Source organism: Bacillus cereus group sp. MYBK195-1 (assembly GCF_051916605.1).
GTDB lineage: Bacteria > Bacillota > Bacilli > Bacillales > Bacillaceae_G > Bacillus_A > Bacillus_A cereus.
Window position 1 is genome coordinate 308,916 of the sequence record NZ_JBQAGZ010000004.1, and the last position, 14,613, is coordinate 323,528.

Here is a 14,613-nt window from a genome sequence, read left to right on the forward strand (position 1 = left end):
AAATTTATAGAAATACTATGATGTTTACTAATCAAATGGAAAGTAGGTATTATATATGTGCGGAATAGCGGGATGGGTTGATTGGTCAATGGACCTTTCTAAACAAAAAGAAACTTTAAAAAACATGACAAATTCTATTATACATCGTGGACCAGATGCAGAAGGATTTTGGTTCTCTAAACATGCAGCTTTTGGTCACCGTCGTCTTATTGTAATTGATCCTGAAGGTGGTCTACAACCCATGTTGTATAAGGATGAGGAGACAACTGTTTCACTAACATTTAATGGAGAAATTTATAACTACCAAGAACTACGTATTGAACTAGAGCATTTGGGCCATGTATTTCAAACAAAATCAGATACCGAGGTATTATTACACGCATATCTAGAATGGAAAGAAGATTGTGTACAACACCTTAACGGGATTTTCGCCTTTGGTATTTGGGACGAGAAATTACAGCGACTCATGTTAGCCCGTGATCATTTAGGGGTGAAACCACTCTTTTTTGCACAACGTGATAATTCGATTATCTTCGGATCTGAAATAAAAGTATTACTTTCTCATCCAAATGTACAAGCAGAAGTGGATACAGAAGGACTTTCCGAAATCTTCTGTCTTGGTCCAATGCGAACACCTGGTCATGCAGTATTTAAAGATTTACATGAAGTGCGTGGAGGACACTACATTCTGTTTACTTCTAATAAAACTGAAAGTAAGCAATACTGGAAGCTAGAAAGCAAACCACATACAGATGATATAAATACTACAGTTAATACAATTCAATCTATTTTAGAGGATACAGTGAAACGACAATTAGTTGCCGATAGACCCGTGGTTACAATGTTATCAGGAGGCTTAGATTCCAGTGGTTTAACTGGATTAGCAGGAAATGAATTCAAACAAATCGGAAAGACACTTCATACTTATTCTCTAACTTTTACAAATGAAGAACGAGATTTCGAAGAAGATTTTCTTCGCCGTGATCGGGATGAACCTTGGGTAAAACGTGTATCTGAGCATGTTGGAACACAACATCATTCTTTTGAATTAGGATCTGAAAAGCTCATTGAAAATTTATTAATTCCAATGAGGGCTCGTGACTTACCAGGTGTTGGGGAACTTGAAACATCTTTGTATCTTCTCTTTAAAGAAATAAAAAAAGATGCTACAGTAGCCCTTTCAGGAGAATCAGCCGATGAAGTTTTTTCTGGATATCCTTGGTTCCATCAAGAAGAGTTTTTAAAAGCGGATATTTTCCCTTGGAATGTAAACTATTCTTATATTACAGAAATTTTATCAGAAGACTTAAAAACAAAAATAAATCCTATCAACTATCAAAAACAACGTTTTCAAGAAGCTGTAAATGAAATACCCTTTTTAGAAGGAGAAAATGATTTACAAGCAAAACAACGTCAAATGTCTTATATGTTTATTACGCGATTCCTACCTTTTATGTTAGAGAGAAAAGATCGTACTAGCATGATGACAGGTTTTGAAGTACGTGTTCCATTTTGTGATTATAGACTGGTTGAATATCTCTGGAATGTACCGTTTGAAATAAAAAGTATCGATAATATTGAAAAGGGAATTTTACGTCGAGCTTTCCAAACTGTTCTTCCCACAGATGTATGTTATCGTAAAAAAAGTGCATATCCAAGTACAAAAGATAACGCCTATTTACAAGGAATTAGTGTATGGATGCTAGATGTATTAAACAATAATACCTCTCCTATTCTACCTCTTATTAACGTAGAAAAGGTTCGTTCAATTGCACTAGGTACAGATGAAATCATTACTGGTAATGAGGCTAGAGGTTTAATTGATTATCTACTTCAAGTGAATAGCTGGCTTCAAGAATATCAAATTAAACTTATCTAAAATATATTCGATAGATAGCACAGTAACATTTTATATATGTCGAACAATTAAGATGGATCCCTGCCATCCCTTGTTCGAAGCCAATTCATCTCCCGCCTACTCACTGGGCTGTAACCCTTCACGCTCCTTGAGGAAGGAGTCTTCTTGGCTAAAATGATAAAAACCGTAAAGATTAGAAATCCTTACGGTTTTTATTTGGATTATTTACATGCGTTGCGTATTCGGATTTATATAGTTATTCTGAATCACTTTATTTTTAAAAATTTAACTTCATTAGATTTATTTAATTGTAGCCTCCACTTTTATTTGTTCTTTTTGGGTATTGTTATCTATAGCTATATATATTTTTTCAATTTTATAGACGGTATTTCTTGGCAATAATAATTCGTATTGCCCTGGATATGCAGTCAAGTCATCTGAATTCATATAAGCACCATGAGTCCCAGAGCCTACCTTAAATTCTGTCATAACTGGTCTTGTTTTGGCATATCCGGCATCAATAAGTATAGAAGTACTTATATATCCAAATTCTGTTATTGTTTTTCCTTGGAATTTTTTTTGTATTTCCTTGAATTTCTCTCTATCAACCTTGCCATTTTTTATTATGGAATTATCATACTCCTTTCCAAAAATCCATGCATCATCCCCTCGATACACTTTTATATTGTCATTCACTTTTGCCTCTTTTCTATTTAATGCTTTATCTAAGGATTCAATTTTTTTCTTCATTGTAGGATCAGAATCTAATTTACCCGCATGCGTCCTTAAGAATTCATTATACGGCCTTGCATTTTTTGTATAATCTCTTATGGCCGATTTCTCTTCTTTGCTCCACTTACTAAATTGTTTTTTTCCCCAAGCATCAGCTTCTTCTTTGTTTGTACACAGCTTATATTTGTCTACATTATTACAGTCCTTGGGCTTTGACGGTATATTTCCTATATATTTTGATGTGAATTGAAACATCACATTATCATTTGGCTCAGTCATCGCAAATGTAGAGGTAGTACCACCAAATACAGTTAAACCTAATGATAGAATAGTAGCTATAGCTAGACTTTGTTTTTTCATACTAAAACTCCTCTTATTCTGTATTTTTTAAAAATTAAAGGTTTCCATTCTCCAAAATTATGTTTATATAGATCCGTAGAGCTATCATGACTATGAACTTTTACAAATGGGTAACATAGTCATAAAACAATAGAAAAGTATTATAGAAATAGTATTCAATTTAAAGAATAAACTAACCCATTAGAACTCGTACCTTAATAGTTATTCCTATAATTTACCCCTGGTTATTTATTGTATATAAAGTGAAGTGCGCATTGTATTGAATGGGAAATTAATAGAGGTTTTTTGATATTCAAATGTCCCCTGTTGATGTCCAGATGCATCCCACTTATAATACCAACCAACAATTGGGTTGCCGCCAATTACAGTTGATCCAATACTCTTTACTGCTGAACCATTCATTTTTGCAATCGGATTTTGTCCATATCCAATTTCTTTTGTGTAAATATATAGGTAACTTCCCCCATGGTTTCTTGTTGTACTAAAGCTATTAGTATTGATAGTCTCTATCCCACCTTGCTCAGACTCTACTTGTACAACGTTTAATGAAGATAATGGTGCTGCAGGACCAGCAGATGCCTCTGTTGCCATTCCTAAACCTACAAATGTAGTGATTGCTAACGACGAAATCCCTAATACTACTTTTTTAAACATAATAAGATCCCTTCCCTCCATTTATTGTATATCATCACAAACATAACTTCGTTTCCTAAATATGTAAATATATTGAAGTTTTAGAAATATAAAACAGAATATTCTGTTTTATATTTCTACAGCTTTATCAACACAAGAGATAGGCTTTTCGCCTTTTTACGTAGATCGTATTATATGCATGTCTAATTGTTCATCCTTTACTACTCTGTGGGATTAGGTTATCAAATTGATAAATTTAACAATTTATTTTCAAGATATTTATTAACTAGAGTATTATTAATGAAAGAACGATTATAGGGATACGAAAACGATATTAGGTATGAGGTGTCACCATTGGCATTAATTAAAAATAAAAAAAGAACTTTATTCAAGTTCTTTTAACCAATGAGACTAGGTGATCTAGCTGACACCTCTAATTTGACATATTTCTTCATTGTAAATTCTCTTTTTCCTTTTAATCCATTAATGTGTGTAGTTTTGTAGACATACCGCCAATATTTTAACGAGAATATAAGCTAAGCAAGATTTCACATAAGAAAACGTTACTTTATTTCTTATTCCTATAAAAAATCACAGTGTGCAATCCAATCATTAGTTTTACTATTTTTAGCAAAATAAATTCCGCCGCCATGAATAATCTTTAAATGTGCTTTTGGGTCATCTGTTATTTGAAAAATATATTCATAATCCGCGGGCCATTGGATACCTGATTGGGCAAAACAAGCATAGCCACCTAACTTATGTATGTAATGATTTTCTTCAAAAATATCCTCGTAGTAGTCAATATCAATTGTGTTTTCAAGTTCTAAAATTCTATCTTGCATGTTGTTTGGAAAATCTTCCGTATCCCATTGTGGAAACTCATCAGTTACTAATCTAGGTATTAAGGGAAAAGGTTTTAGATTGGGAAACGTAAGTGACATCTCATTTGGTACTAGTTCCTCTAAAGAATCATATTCTCTAATACAAAAACTCCCTGATAAGTTGGTCAAGTCTTTAGCAAAGTTTGGAGAAAGAAATACTGCGATGGCTTTCATATCTTTTACTGCTTCTGGAACAAAAGGTACTTGAGTTAAATTAAGCATCATGATTGCATACATTTTTTCTTCATAGCGGTCGATTGGGTAAGTTTCATTTGGTAATGAATAAGGAATCTTTCCAATCCAACTTTCATTTATAGATAACTCGGGTCTTTTCCCTCCTGTTTGAAAGATAATTGCTCTTTTTCTTAGGATATTCTTTATTTGATCTATTTCCAAAGTATTTCTCCTCCTAAATGTGTATTCTGTTTTCTCATAATTTTAATAGGTAATTATATTGTATCAATAATGAAAAAATACGCTATTCTTTCTGTAAAATCATAGGAAAAGATAACGTATTTTAATCATTTTGAGGACCACATAATGAGTATAGGGTATCAGAAAAAACTTGTTAAGGTTAGTAATTCTATACTCTTTCATTTCATACAAAAGGAATTTGCTCATTATTAACGAAAGTGTATGTTAACTTGATGAATTCATTCATATACCGTACTACAAATAAACATGAGAACAATCTTATCCTACGATACATAATTATAATCTGTTTTGAAAACTAGTAAAATTAAGGAGCAATATTGTATGGGGAAAAAAGTACTGTTTTTTGGGGATTTCGGAATTGACGATACGATAGCTATCATATATGCGCATTTGACAGATAAAATTGATGTTATAGGAATTGTTGCAGACTATGGGAACGTACCTAAAGCTGAAGTTGTTAGAAATGTTCGCTTTTTACTTAAAAGTGTAGGTAAAGAATATGTAAAAGTTTTTGGTGGGGCGGAGCATTCCATGTCTTCAGAAGCTGAAACTTTTTATCCAGAAGTTCACGGTAAATTTGGGATAGGACCCATTTACACAGGACTAGAGATTCAGACATTTGAGAATTTTTTCGAGGTGCTCACACTTATTAAGCAGCATAAAAATGAACTTATTATCGTGAATACCGGGCGGCTAACTTCACTTGCAACTTTATTTCTCCTTTATGGTGATGTGATGGAATATGTACATTCTTATTATATTATGGGAGGAGCTTTTCTATATCCAGGAAATGTTACTCCCATTGCTGAAGCTAATTTTTATGGCGATCCTGGATCAGCCAATATTGTAATGAGATACGCAAAGAATCTATCAATTTATCCTTTGAATGTTACACAATCGGCTATTGTGACACCGGAAATGGTCAATTATATCCACTCTAAAGGGAAAACTAAATTTTTAAAGCCTCTTTTAGACTATTACTATTATCAATTTTATCAAAAAAAAGTTCCTGGAATACAAGGTAGCCCGGTTCATGATGCACTTACTTTAATTGCGATTAATCGTGATGATATTTTTACGTACCATCAATCAGCAGTGACAGTTCATGTACTTGATACTGTAAGAGGACAAAGTATAGGAGATTTTAGATCTACTTTTGAACCGGAAACATTCGGTAATCGTCCAAAACATAGGATTGCAATACAAATGAATTATGAAAAGTTTTTTAAGGAGTTTATGACTGTAATGACTGGAGAACTATTTTAGGTAACTCCCTTATATATAAGTATATGTTTTGCTATCAAGCTAAGATTTTAAAGTACCCTCTAAATGGAAATTTGTTGTTTTTATAGACCTGGAATTTAATTATGTTTGGGGGTAACTTATTCCCCTAAGTTGATGGTGATGTTGTTGAGACTCCTAAAACATTTTATGATTCTGATACTGCGCATAATTATAGTAGATTTGTAACACCAATTACATCAGTTTATGACCCTGGATCATATGTAGCTGTTATGAGACTTGGAGAAAATTATTATTATTATTATGGTGGCAGCTTTAAAATTAAAAAATAATAGAAGTTAATTTCACTAATGATAATATTTTTGATATGATCAATGTATAATAAAAACATAACTCATGTAATAGTCTAAGGCGGTATACTTGACCAACGGCCGCTTAGCTAATGAGTTATACCCCTTAGAAAAGGCACCTTGCAGCAGGGGTGCCTTTTCTTTTATTTTTTTAGTGGTACATCATTCTAAATTGAAGCTATATAGTTAAAAAGTATAATGATTAAATTTTGACACTCCCACGGCTAAAGCCGCAAGTCCTACACCTTACGGTGTAACGGATGGGATTCTTGAATGACTAAGCATTCGCAGTCCATTTCTGTTTTGAACAGCCTTCAAGATGAGGGTGTGCCATCACCCCTCCTAAGACAGACCATATAGGTTCTTAGGCTGATTGACTATTACCGCCAACCACAGTTGCGTAGCGAATATTCATCGCCCCAACGATATCACGATGTTTCTCAAATCCACATTGGCACTTGTATTTTCTGTCTTGCGCCTTGTTCTTTTCAGAACATTTCGGACATGTTTGACTTGTATAAGAAGGGTCCACATATTCGACCTTTATGCCAACTAATGTCGCTTTGTACTCGATGAATTGTGCTAAACGATGGAATGACCAAGTGTGTAGATTTTTTTCGTTTTTACGGCTTGTTCGTGCCGTCTGTCGAATGTTCGTTAGTTGCTCTAATCGAATGACAGAAATATTATTATCCTTTGCAAAATCAACGATTACACGACTTACTTTGTGGTCTTGGTCTTGCATCCATCTTTGTTCTTTATCATCAAGTTGACGAAGGGCATTCAGTTTCTTAGCTTCTCCTAACTTCTTGCGAACACTGCGAAACTTACGTTTCATAAATTTGTTTTGCCTACCGTTCCCGAAGAAACGAACTTTATCATCATCTGTGATGGCTACCGCAGGAACTTTAAGACCTAAGTCTACTCCTAAAATCTTTGTTCCCGTTTTTTCGTTTGTAGGAATCGTGACAGATATTTGAGCAATCCATTTAGCAGATTTCTTCGTGATACGGAGTGTACCTAACTTGTGCTTCAACAATTCAAAATTGCGATTATATTTGTCTATTAATAAAGCGCGAACCTTTAAACGAGTTGACTTTCCGTTTACCATAAACGGAATTGAAATGTGCGTGAAGTCAAATGAATAGTTTTGGTTATTCCATACACAAACAGGTCTTTTTAGAATCGGAACGATTTTGTATTTACTCTTTTTCACCTTTGTAGAAAACACACTTTTCGCATCTTTAATTGCTTGATTTTTCACCGCACTTGGGATATTGGCTTCAATATCCTTTGTACTTTTCTTCGTGCTTTTCTTTGATTCAATCATTTCAGATACAAGGGCATTAATGACTTTTATATACTCGTGGCTACTTTGTTCCAATAGCATGATTTGTTGTTTTGTTGGAAGCAATTTAACTTTAACTGTGATGGTTTGTGGCACAAGTTTCACCCCCTCGTTTTTTGATTTTCAACATAATGTTTTATTGTCTCACTTGATACATTTCCAGTAGTAGAAACAAAATAAGAACGCGTCCATAGGCTCGGCAAGTGTTGAAGATGAGGAAACTCTTCTCTCAAACGTTTTGATGTCACTCCTTTAATTTTTGCCATTGTATCAGCAGGACTAAGTGTTGGTGGTGTATTTAAGAACAAGTGAACGTGGTCTTTGTCGCATTCCATTGCAACAATAGAAACATCCAATTCTCCGCATATTTCTTGAACCAACTCTTTGAAACGTTCTTCTACTTTTGTATTAAGAAAAATCTTTCTTCTGTATCGTGGACAAAACACAAAATGATAGTTAATTAATGACACGGTTGTTTTGGTTCTTCTATAATCATTCATCCTGTTTGCATTTTATCAGTTGGATTATAAGCAACACGAAAGAGAAAAAAATAAAAGATACCAATATTTTGGATACTTAGAGTGCCACAAACCTTGCGGTTTTTAGTAGCACTCCTTATCCAACCTCCCTTTCATCCCCTGCCTAAACGCGAGGGGCTTTCTCGTTCGGGAAGGGCTGTAATAGAAGCTATGGGGCTTAATTTGAAGGAGCGTATGATCTTATGCCAAAAGAACAATATAGATACAAACATAATGTTTTCTCCGATTAATTGAATTGCAATCCCAGGCGTTTTGTGAAGCATATTAGTAATCCCCTCATTCCTAATAGGATTAGATGTTCCTTTGAATGTTGTAAAAGATATTAGTACGGCTAAAAATAACAACATAATAGCATAAATAATGAAAGCATAAAAAAAAGAAATTTTTAGCTGCTGGGAAGTGATTTTTTTAGAAAACAAGGATTTTTGATTTCGCATTATAAATAGGAAAACTATTGAAATAGGAAAAGAAAAATAAACGGATTTAATTATGTATTGCATTAGTAGATCTAATTCATTTATATAATTAAGTGTAAATGAAGGGAAAGGTATGTAAACTGTAATAATACAAAATATGACAAGTATTAAAAACTGCAGATACGTTTTAGTTTGTACTAAGCAATCTAAATATGTGTTGGCAGTATTTAACGTGTTTAAAGACAGTTTCCACTTTCTAAAAACAGCGTTCATAACATCCCTCCATTTTTATAATAGTAAATACATTTGACTCATACTCTTACATTCTAGTCACCCCTACTTTTATTAAATGTAATCTTATATCACCCCACTTTATAAAATTTCACGTACTTTAATTTTTAATTATTTTTAAAAATATAGTCAACAAGTGGATTTCTATTCCAATAGAAAAAGCACCCCTCTGGATGCTTTTTTATTATATATCTACTATTTCATCTTGATGGCTATGCGGGTTATTTCATTGAATTTATCTTTAAAACATGGAAATCATTTTTTCGTATTCATCACTGTAATTCTGTAAATTTTCAATGATTTTAATGTATACTTTTTTGTCTATTTTTATAATGTCAATGAAACTAGATAGAAGTCAATGTTTAAGCGGAAACGAAAGTAAACTTTTGGATAAAAGTTTACTTTCGAGTTTCCAGTCATTTATAGCTAATTTTTAAATAAATTTCTAAATATAGATAAACTTGTTATATATGGTTTTTATATAGAACGTTAACAAAAAATATAATATTATAAAAATTAAGCTGTTTTCTGTCACTTGTTTTTCCCTTATGCTAAAGATAAGATCATATACTTAGATCTTATCTTTTTTATTTAAAATTCCAACAGGAATGGAGTTCGTGAATTTTATAAAAAGAGAGAGGGTAATTTTTTACTCTTTTTCTACATCAACTTATATTGTATATTTTGTGGTTACTTGACGTTTACATTTATTTGAAAAAAAGTACTCGTATGAGTACTTTTTTCAAATAAATGTAAAAACATTCTAAACTTACTTACATGCATACAATTATCAAAGATAGTTATATAATTGGGAATGTTGTAAATTATCAATCTATATCTATGTTGATTAGGAAAGGAGCTAAAAATGTTAGAAATTATTTTTGTTGCTGTATTACTTTTATCTAGTATCATTCCCATCTTTATCAAACGGGGTTTGACGAAAAAAAATGGAGTCATTTTACTAATAAATTATGCATTATTATTTGCCACCATCATTGTAATTGGTGCAAACTGGCGTATGATTCCTGCCTATTTCTTATTGTTCGTTTTAACATTACAAGTTTTTTTGAAACCAAAAACTACAGCCGTTTCTAAAAAGTTAGTGATGAAAGTTTTAAAAGGTTTAGGAATTATCGTAACTGCTATCGCAATGTTTACATTACCCTTACTTTTTCCGATCATAACACTCCCAGAGCCTACTGGAAAATATACAGTAGGAACGAAAGCTTTTCATTTAATTGATATAAATCGAAAAGAAACAACTGTACCAAATAATCATGGAAATCGTGAGTTAATGATACAAGTATACTATCCTGCCGCAAAAGGATCAGGGAATCCTTCTGCCTATTTTGAGAACATAAACGAGCTGGGTGAACAATTGTCAGTCCTAAATGGTGCTCCGTATATCGTAACGACACATTTAGGACTGACAAAAACACATTCTTATCAAAATGCTAAGCCACTTCAAGATAAAGAAAAATTCCCCCTCCTTTTATTCGGCCATGGGATGGGATTATATGGTCAACAAAATACATTCCAGTTAGAGGAATTAGCTAGTCAAGGCTATGTAGTAATCGCTCTTAATTTCACAGGATATGCAGCAACAACGATTTTCCCTAACGGAAACCGAGTAGACTCTATACCAGTTGAATATACACCTACCGCCTTAAATACCATAGCTCAAAAATGGGAACAGGATACTACTTTTGTTTTAAATGAAGTAATAAAAGGCAATTTCGATAAAAGTTTTAAAACTATCGCAGACTTAATTGATTATGACAAAATTGGAATGTTCGGTCACTCTATTGGCGGTGCAACTGCCGCACAAATGTTAGTGAAGGATACACGTATTAAAGCCGCAATTGATATGGATGGCGCATTGTTTGGCGATCCAATGCCTAAAGACGGTCCTCAGAAACCATTCATGTTGATGAATGCTGAGACTACGATTCATTATATGAAAGAAGCTAAGAATCAAAAGACAACCGGAATCCAAAATGAATTATTGGAAATATCCTATTTAAGAAATAAAACTATTGAAAAACCTGGCGTGTACACAGTGGTAATTCCAAAAACAAACCATATCAGTTTTACAGATTTAGCAGCATTTTTACCTATTATTAACGAACCAGACGAAGATGTAGCCGCAAATTATACACTCATTAATAAACTAGTAACTAGCTTTTTCGATCAAACTTTAAAAGGCCAAAGCGAAAATCATTTAGAAGAAATTCAGAAACACCACCCTGAACTTCATCTCATTAAACACAAATAACTATTTTCCTAGTTATGTAACCCCTACTTATGCTTGATAGGTTTCTGCTTTAACATAATTATAAAAAAGGCCCCATTACTGGGGCTCTCAAAAAATAATACGAATAAATGAATTAAAACAAATAATAGATAACTAAAATATATACTATATTTATGCCGATAAGCGGAGAGACCGTTAATTGATAAAAAACAATAGTCGCACCTATTTTACAATCACTAGCAAATTCAGAAGGGAAATCTGGGGTCCCACCCCATACCCATCAACTTAAGGATTTAGGATATTTTTAAAGCTAATAGCACGTTACTATTTTCTTATGTTAATGAGAAAGGGTGACGTGCTTTTTATGAATATGCAACAAAAACAAGAGTTATCTTTATTTGCCGAAGAACTATATCGATATATGTCTCCCGCTACACTTAATCAATTAGCTATAGAAGCCCAGTTACGACACTTCTTCTGTACCAATACAATAAAAAAAGGATTTAGTATTCACGAAGTTGCGAATTAAGCTAGGCATTCTAACATCCATACAACGTTAATTTACACATATCCAAATCAACTGCAGTAAAAAAATAAGCTTGATGGTGATGTGGCGGTACCCCTGTAAGAGGATATTTTAAGTTCATATTAAATTATTAAAATAAACCACACCAAAGTTTTCATTAAATCTTTTACACCAAACAGAAACCGAACCATATTCATTTACATCTATCCCTTCAGGAATTTCGTAGTTTTGGTCTCCTTTATTTCCCTTTAATTTTCCTAATTCAATATACCGATAGTTTTTCACGTCTTCATTATTTTTCAAACGATTTGTAGGAACTAATACAACTCGTACATCTGGCCCATTAGATGTTGCAAAATTAGAAAGTCGTAAAACACGTTTTCCATCCGCTAATTGGTGAATTTTTGCCGTTCCGGTTGTTTCATGGACACCGTTTTGAAACTGACCTTCCCTTATTACTCGATCACTTTGCTGCTTTACTTCAGTTGATTGTATCTCTGCTTGTGGCAATGATTCATTTACGTGCTTATCAATAAATAATTTCTCTGGTCGGAACAATGACCATAAAATCCCCAATACAATTATCAAACCACCTATAAGCCATACATATTTTCTTTTCATAAAGTAAAAAACCTCCTGTAACATACTGTGTAGTAGTATGTTAACAAGAAGGTCTTTCATTTTTCTAACGTAAATGTTACAAAAGTCTTTCAGCCATCTTATTTTTTTACTGATGTGATGGGAAGAGTGAACCAAAATTCACTTCCCTGCTTACCATCTGCGCGATTCCTTACACCAATTTCCCCTTTGTGCATTTCAATTAATGATTTTGCAATAGCTAATCCAAGTCCGGAACCTCCAGATTGTGAACTTCTTGATCGATCTGTTCTAAAAAAGCGTTCAAATACACGTAATTGATCATTTGGAGAAATTCCTATTCCTTCATCCCGCAAAGTGAATTGGACCTGTTGAGTTAGTTTATTTTCCACTACAGTCAACTCGATTGTTCCAGAGATAGGAGAATATCGAATTGCATTATGTAATAAATTACCTATGACCCTTTCTATTTTACAAGGCATAATCAAAAGTCGAGGTAATGTATCAGGGACATCCAATTGCACATGGATTTGTTTGTCCCCTAATAAGACAGAATGTGACTCTAATACATCTAATAGAACTTTATCTAAATGTGTGAAACTTGGATGAAAATCTACTTGCTCAAACTCTAACTTTGAAAGATCAAATAAGTCGTTAATTAATCCATTTAATCTTTCTATTTCTTTTAAAACCGTTGCTAAGTATTGCTTTTTCATTTCAGGATCTTCAATCAGGTTATCTTGTAATGCTTCTATCACCATTTGCATACTAGCCATAGGTGTTCGTAAGTCATGTGAGATATTGGTAATTAGCTCCTTACGAGAGTTTTCCTGTTCCTCTAACTTAGTAAACCCTTCTTCTAATTTTTTTGCCATCTGTTGAAAGGCTGTTGCTAATTCTTTAAACTCACGTGGTTCTTGCCCAATTATATACATCGTTTCAAAGTGTCTATCACTAAATTGTTTCGTCAATTTTATTAAATTTTGTATAGATCTCATGATAGGACGTGTCATTAACCAATAAATAAACGTTGAAATAATGAATGCCACAAATGCAATTACTGTTAATAACCGCGTTTGTTCCGGTTCTAGTAACATTTTGGTCTCACTATACCATATAGCAATTACCATAATACTAGTACTTAATAGATTCATGAGTAACAATTGAATACGTAATCTCATGTTTCATTTCCTCCATTTGGCTCAAAGCGATATCCTATACCCCAAACCGTATGAATCCAACGATTCTTTATCGTATGCTTCTCGAGCTTTTCACGTAAACGACTCACTAATACGGTAACTGTATTTGAGGCCCCTTCATGTCCAAAATCCCAAATTAATTCAAGAAGCTGCGAGCGAGAAAATACTTGTTTTGGATGCTTTGCCATGAGATAAAGTACCTCAAACTCTTTCACCGTTAACTCCACTTCTTTATCACAAACAAGTACATATCTTGTCTTTGGATATATTTTTAAATCTGGAAACTCTATCACTTCCAATAGGGATTCTTTCGCTTGTATTGGTACATAGCTTCCTCTTCTTAGTATAATTTGAACCCTTAATACTAATTCACGAGGGGAAAATGGCTTGGTTAAATAATCATCTGCCCCCATTGTTAAGCCTAAAATTCGATCCCTTTCCTCTCCCTTAGCAGTTAACATAATAATAGGGACATTTGACTGTTGACGAATTTCCTCGCATAATTCCCATCCATCTTTTTTTGGCATCATCAAATCTAATATAATTAAATCTGGTTGATGTGTAAGAAATAAATCCCAACCTTCTTTACCATTTACAGCGGTATAAACTTCATATTCTTCTCTTTCTAAATACCGTTTGCATACTTCTCGAATATTTTCTTCATCTTCTACGATTAAAATTCTTTTCTTCATATACTATCCTCACTTCTTTTTCACCAATAACACAAAATTTATTTTTTCTATTATTCAATAAAAATATCTTTATAGGTAAAGATATTGAAACTAATCATATAAATAAATCAGAATTCCACATTTCAGCCTCGAAACAAATGAAAATTCGGGAAATAAATTATGTAATATAGATAGTAATCTTAACATTTGATTACCTATATGACTAGATAAGTATTTAAAATAGTAGTTACTAAATCATATAAATTAAAAGAAATGAG

At 33.0% G+C, this 14,613-nt stretch carries 12 protein-coding genes and 2 pseudogenes; 5 read left to right on the forward strand and 9 right to left on the reverse strand.

From position 1 onward, the window contains the following. The first annotated feature begins 55 nt into the window (after positions 1-55). The gene (asnB, locus tag ACTFRY_RS19855; RefSeq protein ID WP_440032411.1) at positions 56-1,879 is read left to right on the forward strand and encodes an asparagine synthase (glutamine-hydrolyzing); all 1,824 of its coding nucleotides are present in this window, start codon (positions 56-58) and stop codon (positions 1,877-1,879) included. Positions 1,880-2,158: 279 nt separating this feature from the next. Here the strand turns inward: asnB and ACTFRY_RS19860 are convergent, their stop codons facing one another. From ACTFRY_RS19860 to ACTFRY_RS19870, 3 genes are all read right to left on the reverse strand, one after another. Further along, positions 2,159-2,950, reverse strand: a complete 792-nt coding sequence (locus tag ACTFRY_RS19860; RefSeq protein ID WP_069604262.1) for an ADP-ribosyltransferase — start codon at positions 2,948-2,950, stop codon at positions 2,159-2,161. Between the two features lie 228 nt (positions 2,951-3,178). After that, the gene (locus ACTFRY_RS19865; protein ID WP_069604261.1) at positions 3,179-3,604 is read right to left on the reverse strand and encodes a DUF4879 domain-containing protein; all 426 of its coding nucleotides are present in this window, start codon (positions 3,602-3,604) and stop codon (positions 3,179-3,181) included. Positions 3,605-4,164: 560 nt separating this feature from the next. Continuing rightward, positions 4,165-4,863: a DUF1963 domain-containing protein gene (locus ACTFRY_RS19870; protein ID WP_368661210.1), complete on the reverse strand. Its 699-nt coding sequence runs from the start codon at positions 4,861-4,863 to the stop codon at positions 4,165-4,167. A gap of 360 nt (positions 4,864-5,223) precedes the next feature. Here ACTFRY_RS19870 and ACTFRY_RS19875 point away from each other — a divergent pair, with 360 nt between their 5' ends. Continuing rightward, positions 5,224-6,168 carry a nucleoside hydrolase gene (locus tag ACTFRY_RS19875; RefSeq protein WP_086391475.1) on the forward strand — a complete coding sequence of 315 codons (945 nt, stop codon included), beginning with the start codon at positions 5,224-5,226 and terminating at the stop codon, positions 6,166-6,168. 155 nt (positions 6,169-6,323) lie between these two features. Continuing rightward, a pseudogene (locus ACTFRY_RS19880) lies at positions 6,324-6,476 on the forward strand (DUF5065 family protein); the annotation flags it as partial. A 382-nt stretch (positions 6,477-6,858) separates the two neighbouring features. Here the strand turns inward: ACTFRY_RS19880 and ACTFRY_RS19885 are convergent. From ACTFRY_RS19885 to ACTFRY_RS19895, 3 genes and pseudogenes are all read right to left on the reverse strand, one after another. Further along, complete coding sequence (locus ACTFRY_RS19885) at positions 6,859-7,938, reverse strand: RNA-guided endonuclease InsQ/TnpB family protein (protein ID WP_440032412.1); 1,080 nt, start codon at positions 7,936-7,938, stop codon at positions 6,859-6,861. Positions 7,939-7,943: 5 nt separating this feature from the next. Then, the gene (gene tnpA, locus ACTFRY_RS19890) at positions 7,944-8,342 is read right to left on the reverse strand and encodes an IS200/IS605 family transposase (RefSeq protein ID WP_074593961.1); all 399 of its coding nucleotides are present in this window, start codon (positions 8,340-8,342) and stop codon (positions 7,944-7,946) included. Positions 8,343-8,515: 173 nt separating this feature from the next. After that, positions 8,516-9,070 (reverse strand): annotated as a pseudogene (locus ACTFRY_RS19895) (hypothetical protein); the annotation flags it as partial. 883 nt (positions 9,071-9,953) lie between these two features. Between ACTFRY_RS19895 and ACTFRY_RS19900 the strand changes: the two are divergent. Beyond that, positions 9,954-11,363 (forward strand): alpha/beta hydrolase family protein, encoded by a 1,410-nt coding sequence (locus tag ACTFRY_RS19900; RefSeq protein ID WP_240853401.1) that lies wholly within the window; start codon positions 9,954-9,956, stop codon positions 11,361-11,363. A gap of 343 nt (positions 11,364-11,706) precedes the next feature. Beyond that, positions 11,707-11,871, forward strand: a complete 165-nt coding sequence (locus tag ACTFRY_RS19905) for a hypothetical protein (protein ID WP_179877795.1) — start codon at positions 11,707-11,709, stop codon at positions 11,869-11,871. A gap of 114 nt (positions 11,872-11,985) precedes the next feature. On the opposite strand, the gene ACTFRY_RS19910 is transcribed toward ACTFRY_RS19905, so the two are convergent. The 3 genes from ACTFRY_RS19910 to ACTFRY_RS19920 form a co-directional block, all read right to left on the reverse strand. Continuing rightward, entirely contained in the window at positions 11,986-12,489 is a 504-nt protein-coding gene (locus tag ACTFRY_RS19910; protein WP_074593964.1) for a DM13 domain-containing protein, read from the reverse strand. Between the two features lie 98 nt (positions 12,490-12,587). Beyond that, positions 12,588-13,646: a sensor histidine kinase gene (locus tag ACTFRY_RS19915; protein ID WP_440032413.1), complete on the reverse strand. Its 1,059-nt coding sequence runs from the start codon at positions 13,644-13,646 to the stop codon at positions 12,588-12,590. After that, on the reverse strand, positions 13,643-14,356 hold the full coding sequence (locus ACTFRY_RS19920) for a response regulator transcription factor (RefSeq protein WP_086391258.1): 714 nt from the start codon (positions 14,354-14,356) through the stop codon (positions 13,643-13,645). Before ACTFRY_RS19920 ends, ACTFRY_RS19915 begins: the two co-directional genes overlap by 4 nt. Positions 14,357-14,613 lie beyond the last annotated feature (257 nt).

Excerpts from the sequence above, each read along its gene's own strand:
- asnB (WP_440032411.1), top strand. The coding sequence starts at position 56 with ATGTGCGGAATAGCGGGATGGGTTGATTGGTCAATGGACCTTTCTAAA.
- ACTFRY_RS19860 (WP_069604262.1), bottom strand. The coding sequence starts at position 2,950 with ATGAAAAAACAAAGTCTAGCTATAGCTACTATTCTATCATTAGGTTTA.
- ACTFRY_RS19865 (WP_069604261.1), bottom strand. The coding sequence starts at position 3,604 with ATGTTTAAAAAAGTAGTATTAGGGATTTCGTCGTTAGCAATCACTACA.
- ACTFRY_RS19875 (WP_086391475.1), top strand. The coding sequence starts at position 5,224 with ATGGGGAAAAAAGTACTGTTTTTTGGGGATTTCGGAATTGACGATACG.
- tnpA (WP_074593961.1), bottom strand. The coding sequence starts at position 8,342 with ATGAATGATTATAGAAGAACCAAAACAACCGTGTCATTAATTAACTAT.
- ACTFRY_RS19900 (WP_240853401.1), top strand. The coding sequence starts at position 9,954 with ATGTTAGAAATTATTTTTGTTGCTGTATTACTTTTATCTAGTATCATT.
- ACTFRY_RS19905 (WP_179877795.1), top strand. The coding sequence starts at position 11,707 with ATGAATATGCAACAAAAACAAGAGTTATCTTTATTTGCCGAAGAACTA.
- ACTFRY_RS19910 (WP_074593964.1), bottom strand. The coding sequence starts at position 12,489 with ATGAAAAGAAAATATGTATGGCTTATAGGTGGTTTGATAATTGTATTG.
- ACTFRY_RS19915 (WP_440032413.1), bottom strand. The coding sequence starts at position 13,646 with ATGAGATTACGTATTCAATTGTTACTCATGAATCTATTAAGTACTAGT.
- ACTFRY_RS19920 (WP_086391258.1), bottom strand. The coding sequence starts at position 14,356 with ATGAAGAAAAGAATTTTAATCGTAGAAGATGAAGAAAATATTCGAGAA.